Origin of the sequence: Dechloromonas denitrificans, assembly GCF_001551835.1 — a bacterium.
GTDB classification, from domain to species: Bacteria; Pseudomonadota; Gammaproteobacteria; order Burkholderiales; family Rhodocyclaceae; genus Azonexus; species Azonexus denitrificans.
In genome coordinates this window covers 1-3904 of the sequence record NZ_LODL01000019.1, presented here as the reverse complement: position 1 = coordinate 3904, position 3904 = coordinate 1, and the positions used below count along the sequence as shown (strand labels likewise).

Below are 3904 nucleotides of genomic sequence, written 5' to 3'. Positions count from 1 at the left end.
CCGGCAAGCCAATGTTGAGCATCATCGCGAGCGCGCTTTCCGCCGACGCATTGAGTGCACACTTCAAACCCTACCTGTTCGCACGAACCGAGGATTCGCTGGAATGGCCCGTGCGCTGGGCAGATACGCGTGTGCAGGCTAGTTTGATGGCGATCATGGCGCCTGCGGTTCGCAAACATTTTTTATCCCCGATTCACGCCTGGCTCACTGGTAATCGGCAGGGTGAACTCGTTCAATGGCAGGGTACTGGCGATCCGATAACGGAACCACCCGGCTTTGACTGTTGGCCGTTGGACGAGCCGTGCTTTGGCAATCTGCTGGGCGAGGCTGAGGCGGACGCGGTGATTGGTCAAATCTACGACCGGCGACCGGACTTGCTGGTTGAAGGCAGCCCTGCCGATATCCATGCTCGCGTCGTGAGGCAACTTGAAATCGCCACCCATTTCCATCTTTCCGGCGCCCCACAACGCCTGCATTTTTCGATGCTGGGCCTGATCTATACCTCGGATTTTGTCGATCCACCAGCGATGCAATCGCTGCTCAAAAAAATCGCCAAGGGGGGCGACTATCAGGAACAAGTCAGCCAGTTGCTCCCTGACTTCTGGGTGCCCTACATTCAAGGAAAAACATCATGAAATGGCTACTCGCACTGCTCGCTGCACTCAATCTCTCTGCTTGTGCCGGGCTGGAATTCGACGACTTACCTCCCCTCCCCAAAAGAGCCCCCGCTCAGGTCGGGGTGGTCAATCACACCGGGAAATACATCTACTCAGCCAGCGTCGATGGGGCGGGGGGAGGGAATATGAGGAAATGGAGTGCAGGGATCGCAAGTGTCTGCTGTGCCTCCATCCCAGAGGTCTGGTATCCCGGCATGAAGGTCCAGGTACGTTGGAATATGCCGATCGGAGAAAAAGATGTCATCAAGGAAAAAACAGTCGAGGTGGAGAAATACGATGAACCAGGTGACATCTACCTCCATTTCTTTCCCGACGACGTAATTCGGGTGGTCGTGACCAACGTCGGCCCCAGGCATCCAACTCACCCGATTCCCCTCCCCGTCAAACCTGCCAACGCCAAGTAATTCGCCATGTCGACATCCATCGAAGCCCCGCCTGCCAAAGCCCCGTTTCCGGTGCCCGACTTTCTGCGTCACACGGCTTCGCCGGCCGACCTGTTCACTCTGTGCAGCGATGCAACCGATCTGCCGTGCCGGATTCCGGTACAGGCTGGGCTGTTCTTTGATGGCACCAACAACCACATGGAGCGTGACCGGAAGGGCAAGCGGGTGCCGGTGCCGCTGACCAAGGATGAAAAACAGGCGGCCCGTCGCAAGGCCAAAGCGGCCGGCCTGCCCGATGAGGAGCCCAAACCGGAGCCGCTCCCTGATTGCACGATGACACCCGAACTGTGCAGCCACAGCAATGTGGCGCGTCTTTTTGAGGCTTTTCCGGAAACCAAAACAGCGCAGGGTTATTACCGCTACTACATCCAGGGTGTCGGCACCCCCTTTGAGGAAATAGGCGAGCCGACCGAGAGCCAGGAGGGGAAAGCCTTTGCCAAGGGCGGCATGCCGCGCATCGTCTGGGGCATCTTTCAGGTGATGAACGCGATTCATACTACGGTCTATGCTGGCCAGCCACTTTATTCGACCAAAAAGATCGGCCAACTCGCCCAAGCCTACTGCAACGAGGTTGGTCAAACCGAACAGGGGAGTGAACAGCAAAAGGTCGTTACGCACGAAGACTGGTTCGCACCACATCTGGCAATGCTCAAAGCCGCTCTGGCGGCAAAACCCAAGCCGGCGATCCAGTCGCTGAGCGTGTCCGTCTTCGGCTTTTCGCGCGGGGCGGCGGAGTCGGTAGCTTTCTGCCATCTTTTCGACCGCCTGTTGAAGGGCCGCAAACTGGCCGGGATTCCGGCGGACATCCGCTTTCTCGGGCTGTTCGACGTCGTGGCCTCGGTTGGCGGCTCGGCTTCGGTGGCGCTCACGTTGCCGCTACCCGGGGCGTTGTTCGATGGCCACTGGTCATGGGCCAACGATGTCGACGAACCTTTGCCGGGCTGTGTGGCCAACGGCCTGCACTTGGTTGCGGCGCACGAGTTGCGGATGAATTTCCCTGTCACCCGGATCGAAGGTGCGATGCGTGAGGTTTATATCCCCGGCGTACACTCCAATGTCGGTGGCGGCTATGGCCCTGGCGAGCAGGGACGCAGCCAGGGTGGACAGGGCAAGCTGTTGTCGCAGATTCCGCTGGCCTTTATGTACAAGGCGGCGCTCGATGCAGGGGTGCCGCTCCTGCCCTTCAGCGAATTGGAAACTCGCGATCAAGTTGACTTCAAAATCGATCCCGAACTCGCCCAAGCCTGGGAGGCCTACACGGCGGCGCTGGATGGGCAGGGGAATCTGCTCAAGAAGCACATGGAACTCTATTACCGCTGGCGGGCGATGCGGCTGAATACGCTGGAGAATACGGCCAGCTTCATGGCTGCCAGCACCCAGAGCCAGCAGGATATGCGTGAAGCCAATACCATGCTGGCTGGCGATCTGGAGGCAATACGTTACCGAAGAAATAATCCGCACCCCGCATTCGGGGATGACAGGGAAGGCGCGGCTTTTAGCGGAAACGATGCAAAACGGATAAACCAATGGCATTTTGTTCGCGCCAACAACCACGCCGCACTGGATGACTGGGAGAATTTTGCGCTGACCATCTTCGACAAGCCCGAGCCACTGCCTTCCGCCGTTGCAGCGTTTTTTGACGACTACGTGCACGATTCGTTCGCCGGTTTCTACATGGCGGGCGAGGTGACGGAATACGACAAGCGTGCCAAGGTCAAGGAAGTGATGAAGAAGAAACCAGAAGACCGCAGCAAGTTTGAAAGGAAAGTCGCCGAGGTGACGCTCAAGACCGAAGCAGCCAAGCGCAAGCAGGAGACCGGCGAGCCATTAAGCGCAGAAGAGGAAGGGCTAGTAAAGAGCGCCGAAGGTGGCACGCCCTATCCAACCATGACAGATGACGATGCTGCCGATATGCGCAGCCCGGCCATCCTGACCCAAACCTCAACACGCCGTGAAGGTGGGGGATACGTCATTCGCCGTGGCTATTATCCCCACGAAGGATTTTTCCTGCGCAAGAGTAGGCACGAGAAAGACTTGCAGAGAGCACCGAGCAACGGCTTAACCCCAGGTCAGAAGAAGGTTTCAGCGGCCAAAGCGGAAGAGGCTGATGAGCATGCACCACGTGAATTTGTCTGGAGCGACAACTTACGCAAGGATGTCCCGCAAGAGTTGATGAAAACAGCAACCGATAAGGAAGTGGCTACCGCTTGATTACGGTTGGGCGCTGGACTCGGTTTACGTCACCGCTTCGCCCAGAAACCCCGCGCCGCGCCTGGCTCGGACGCGGCACGGTACGCAGCCTGACGGCCGGCACCCGGCTCGATCTGACCGGCCTGCCGCTCAATCCGGCCCAGCCGGATGCCGAACATCGCTATGCCATCACCGAAATCACCCATGTCGGGATCAACAATCTGTCCGGCGCAACGATGGCCGCCGTTGCCGAGCGCCTGACACAAATGCAGCGGATTGACGACGGCGCGGCGCTAAGCAGTGGCGACGTCATCGAACCGGTGTCGGCTCCGAACATCCTGCCGCCCGAGTTGCTGAAACTGGCGTGCGAACGGGGCTATGGCAATGCCTTCACGGCCATCCATGCCACCCTGCCCTGGCGCCCGCAGCTACTCGATGACAGCGGCGCCCGCCTCAACCCGCGGCCGACCGCCCCCGGCCCGATGAGCGCCATCGTCGTCGGCCCCGACGGCGAAACCGCCGCCAACGGCGCCGATGAACTGTGGTGCGATGCGCTGGGCCGGATCAAGATCCGCTTTCACTGGCAGCAGGCAG

General features: G+C 59.3%; 3 protein-coding genes and 1 pseudogene. All 4 read left to right on the top strand.

Translation table 11 applies throughout. The features are described from left to right. On the top strand, nucleotides 1-635 hold a 635-nt coding region (locus AT959_RS07815; RefSeq protein ID WP_157651274.1), incomplete at its 5' end, for a DUF4123 domain-containing protein. Next, nucleotides 632-1081, top strand: coding sequence for a DUF3304 domain-containing protein (locus AT959_RS07810; RefSeq protein WP_066882374.1), 450 nt, complete (start codon nucleotides 632-634; stop codon nucleotides 1079-1081). The genes AT959_RS07815 and AT959_RS07810, both read left to right, overlap by 4 nt. Nucleotides 1082-1087: 6 nt before the next feature. After that, complete coding sequence (locus AT959_RS07805; RefSeq protein WP_083518285.1) at nucleotides 1088-3331, top strand: phospholipase effector Tle1 domain-containing protein; 2244 nt, start codon at nucleotides 1088-1090, stop codon at nucleotides 3329-3331. Further along, nucleotides 3328-3904: pseudogene (locus tag AT959_RS07800) on the top strand (type VI secretion system tip protein VgrG); the annotation flags it as partial. The gene AT959_RS07805 and the pseudogene AT959_RS07800, both read left to right, overlap by 4 nt.

Excerpts from the sequence above, each read along its gene's own strand:
- AT959_RS07810 (WP_066882374.1), top strand. The coding sequence starts at position 632 with ATGAAATGGCTACTCGCACTGCTCGCTGCACTCAATCTCTCTGCTTGT.
- AT959_RS07805 (WP_083518285.1), top strand. The coding sequence starts at position 1,088 with ATGTCGACATCCATCGAAGCCCCGCCTGCCAAAGCCCCGTTTCCGGTG.